This window comes from Actinospica durhamensis, from assembly GCF_018139695.1.
Classification (GTDB): domain Bacteria; phylum Actinomycetota; class Actinomycetes; order Streptomycetales; family Catenulisporaceae; genus Actinospica; species Actinospica durhamensis.
Window position 1 is genome coordinate 1 of record NZ_JAGSOG010000453.1, and the last position, 3,773, is coordinate 3,773.

A 3,773-nucleotide genomic window follows, 5' to 3' on the forward strand; every position below is an offset into this window, starting at 1 on the left:
CGCCCTGACCTCGGCCGCCCCCGATCCCGCGCCGGCGCCCCGCGCCCGTCCGCCCCTCAGCCCTCGTCCCGGCACAGGCAGAACGGATGCCCCGCCGGATCGAACAACACCCGCACGTTCGGCTGCGGCTGATGCTCGGCCAACACCCCGCCGAGCGCCAGCGCCTCGCCCACCGCGTCCTCGAGGTCGCCGACCTGGAAGTCCAGATGCATCATCGGCCGCTGCTCGCCCGCCCGCGGCGGCCACACCGGCGCCCGATACCCCTGCGCCTGCTGGAACACCAGGAAACATGCCCCGCCCGGTGCCCCGACCACGGCCGTACCGGGCTCCTCGTGCACGAGCGGCCACTCCAACAGCGCCGCGTAGAACCGCGCGAGCGCCCCGGGATCAGGTGCCTCGAGCGCCGGTCCCCACCACATTCCAGCAAGTCGACTCCGCATGTACTGATGCTGCCAGGCCGCACTGACAGATCCGGCGGGTTCGGACGGTGCCCGCGCCTTGGCGGACCCGCGCCTTGACGGTGCCCGCGCCTTGACTTCTGCGAGTGAGTTCTGAGAAATTCGCACTATGCCGCCCTCGAGCCAGCGCCCGCACTCGCACTCGCCCCACCAGCCTGCGCAGCCCGCCCGGCATCCGGCAGCACCCGACCTGCCCGCCCGGATCGAGGCTCACCTCTGCCCGACCTGCGCCGCGCCGCCCAGTTCGGCCTGCCGTACCGCGAACGGCAACACGGCGTTCCGCTACCACACCGCCCGCCTGCTCCTGGTCCCCGAACTCACCGACCCCGAAGTGCTCGTCCCCGCGGACCGCGCCCCGGGCGGCCCCTGGCAGAGCCCGCATACGGACGAGCGGTTCGGCTACGCGTCCGGCCCGAGCGCCGAAGCCGCCCGCACGCAGCACGACGTGCTCCGAGCGAACGGCTGCGCGCGCATCTTCACCGACCAGACCCCGCTCCTCGCCGCAGCCCGCCCCGAGCGCGACAGGGCCCTGTCAGCCGCGTCCACGGCGTCCGCCGAAGCCGCAGGCTCGGTGACTCTCACCGTCGTCACCCTGTCCGACCTGGCCCGCAACGCGACTGAACTTGCCGAGGTGGCAACCGCGTTGGCCACGTCCGGCGTCCGCCTCGAGATCCTCGACGGCCCCCTGGCCGGACTGCACGACCCGCACTCGCGTCCCACCACGACAACACTTTTCAGCGTCCTCGGCGCCGCCCGCATGCTCGACCTCGCATACGCCCGCGAGCGCAACGCCGCAGGTCGCCGGGCCGCCGAGGCGGAGGGTCGGCGTTCCGGCCGACCACGCGTGATCGATGATGCGTTGCTGGCCCAGGCGATCGGCCTGCGCGACGAGGGGGTGCCGGTCCCGCAGATCGCGCAGCGCCTCGTCATCGCGTCCGGAAAGCATGCAGGCGAGCACCCGTCGCTCGCCTCCGTCTACCGAGCCCTGGCCGCATACGACGGCACCACCGAGCCGAAGCGGGTAACCGTATGAATCCGTCCGACCTGATCGCCGCCGTCAGCCCGCACATCCCCGCCCCCGATGCCGCACTCGCCGCCGCCACGATCAGCACCGACTCATCAAAAGTCGACATCACTCCCTCGACCGCCGACTCGGCTGCCCGCTTCGAGATCGGCTCCGTCACCAAGACCATGACCGCGACGCTGCTCGCCCTGCTCGTCGGCGAGGGCGCACTCGGGCTCGACGACGAGATCGGCCGCTGGCTCGACGCCGGCGACAACGCGCGCATCACCGTCGTGCAGCTCGCGACCCACACGTCCGGACTGCCGGGGATGAGCCCACAGATGCGTGAGCGGGCGTCGAGCAATCCCAAAGACCCCTGGTCCGGCTACGGTTTCGCGCACGCAGAGCACGATCTGCGCCAACTCACGCCGAACTCCGCGCCCGATGCGTCGCCGTGGGCTTACTCAAACCTGGGATACCAACTACTTGCCCTAATTCTCGAGCGCGCCAGCACCCTGCCATACCCGCGACTGCTCCAAGAACACCTGCTCGAGCCCCTGGGCATGGCAGACTCGCGCGTCGGCCACGCCGAGAGCGACGCCGACGACGGACTACTCCTCGAAGGCCACGGCAGCACCGGCCCAGTCGGCCCCCGCGCCCACCCGCTCGGCGCCGGCGGAGTGGAAGCTACGATCGAAGACTTCGCCCGCTATGCCCGCGCCTGCCTCTTCCCGCCCGCCACCCCGCTCGGCGACGCCATCAAGCTCGCCCAGGAGCCGCGCGTACGCGTCAACCCCGACACGGAGCAAGCACTCGGCTGGCTCGCACGCGGCGGCACGCTGCGCGAACACAGCGGCGCCACGGCCGGCTTCACAGCCTGCGTCCACCTGAACCGGGCTCCCGGCCACGAAGGCGCCGTCGCCATGCTCGCCGCGTACGGCGGAAGCATCGCCCTCGCATCACACTTCAAGGCTGCGGCCCAACGCGCACTCACCGGCCAAGACCCGGGCGACGCCGAGCCCGCCCGCCCCTTCGAAGACTGGCGCCGCAAGGCCGTCGAAACCGTAGAACTCCTGCTCGCGGGCAAGTTCCAGCGCGTCCATGAAGGCCTCGTACCAGCCCGCCGCGAGAAAACGAGTCCTGACATGATCGCCGCCGCTTGGCACCGCGCCCTTGCTTCCGCAGGCGATCCTGATCCCTCGACCGTCACCATCCGCCACGAGCAGACCGCAGCCGGCGGAGCACTCATCGCCGACGTCGCGATCACCTGCAGCCGCCGCCCCCTGGGCATCCGCCTCGCCATCCTGCCGAACGGCGCCCTGGGCGGCCTCACCCCGCTGCCCGGCTAGACCGGCCGTCGACAACGTCAGCGGCTCGTGAGCGCGTTCGAGCTCAGCCGGCGCGCCGCCGATCGTGCAGCGCGGTGAGCCGGGGCAGCTTCCGGGCGAGTCGATCGCTGTCCTCGAAGTCGAACCAGAATTCGCCACCCAGCGTCGGATAGCTGATGTGCCAGGCGTTCTGGGGCAGAGGCTCGCCGGTCGATCGCTGGTAGGCGCTGCGTGCGACGCCGAGGGTCGGCTCGCACTCGAGCTCCTCCCACTCCTCGGCGGCGGCCTGGACGGCGGGGTGGTCGGCGAGACTGTCGGGATCGGCCATCGCCCGCTCGAAAACGTCCCGGCCCTGGGCGACGAGCCAGCCCCGGAAGTACTCGAACCCATCGTCCGAGCAGCCACCGTTGATTACGTACGCCGCAGCCCAGAGCGGTGCCGTGTAGGAAACGGCGAGCCGTTCCCACAGCAGCCGGTGCGCGGCGATGATCTCTTCGGGGGCCATCGCGGCGAGCAAGTCGGCGGCGTTCGCCGCGACGACGTCGGCGTCGCCCTCGGATTGCCCACGTGCGCGGTCGATCAGGTGCCAGAAGCCGTCCGTGTCCATGCTGGGAAGTATGGAGGTGGGGACCGACAGCGCGAACCCCACTGGGCCGGCCGCCGTGCCCGGTGTCTATGATCTTTCGCAGAAGTATGATCCGTGTCGCACTCGGGCCCCGGGGAGGGTTCTCATGCACGACGATCCGCGGGTGGAGTTCCTCGATCCCGACGAGGAGTTCGACGAGGACGGGGTGGAGTGGTGGGGCGAGGAGGGGCTCGGTTCGGACAAGCGGGCGCTGGTGCCGGCGCACGCGACCGCGCGGCGGGTGATCTGCTCGGTCGTGGTGTTCGCGCTCGGTCTTTCCCTCACCGGCTTTCTGGGGCGTGCGGCCTACCGGCACGATCAGCAGGTGGCCCTCGCGGCCAGGTCGCTGGTGTTGCGGG

At 71.2% G+C, this 3,773-nt stretch carries 5 protein-coding genes; 3 read left to right on the forward strand and 2 right to left on the reverse strand.

Features of this window, described 5'->3' with window-relative positions:
• Window positions 1-56: 56 nt before the first annotated feature.
• Window positions 57-419 (reverse strand): VOC family protein, encoded by a 363-nt coding sequence (locus KDL01_RS39695; RefSeq protein ID WP_246577635.1) that lies wholly within the window; start codon window positions 417-419, stop codon window positions 57-59.
• Window positions 420-567: 148 nt separating this feature from the next.
• Here KDL01_RS39695 and KDL01_RS39700 point away from each other — a divergent pair, with 148 nt between their 5' ends.
• Entirely contained in the window at window positions 568-1,491 is a 924-nt protein-coding gene (locus KDL01_RS39700) for a recombinase family protein (RefSeq protein WP_212533889.1), read from the forward strand.
• Window positions 1,488-2,810, forward strand: a complete 1,323-nt coding sequence (locus KDL01_RS39705) for a serine hydrolase domain-containing protein (RefSeq protein ID WP_212533890.1) — start codon at window positions 1,488-1,490, stop codon at window positions 2,808-2,810. Before KDL01_RS39700 ends, KDL01_RS39705 begins: the two co-directional genes overlap by 4 nt.
• A gap of 43 nt (window positions 2,811-2,853) precedes the next feature.
• On the opposite strand, the gene KDL01_RS39710 is transcribed toward KDL01_RS39705, so the two are convergent.
• Window positions 2,854-3,396: a DUF4240 domain-containing protein gene (locus KDL01_RS39710; protein ID WP_212533891.1), complete on the reverse strand. Its 543-nt coding sequence runs from the start codon at window positions 3,394-3,396 to the stop codon at window positions 2,854-2,856.
• Between the two features lie 124 nt (window positions 3,397-3,520).
• Between KDL01_RS39710 and KDL01_RS39715 the strand changes: the two genes are divergently transcribed.
• Window positions 3,521-3,773 (forward strand): hypothetical protein (locus tag KDL01_RS39715; RefSeq protein ID WP_212533892.1); only part of this gene is annotated, 253 nt, incomplete at its 3' end.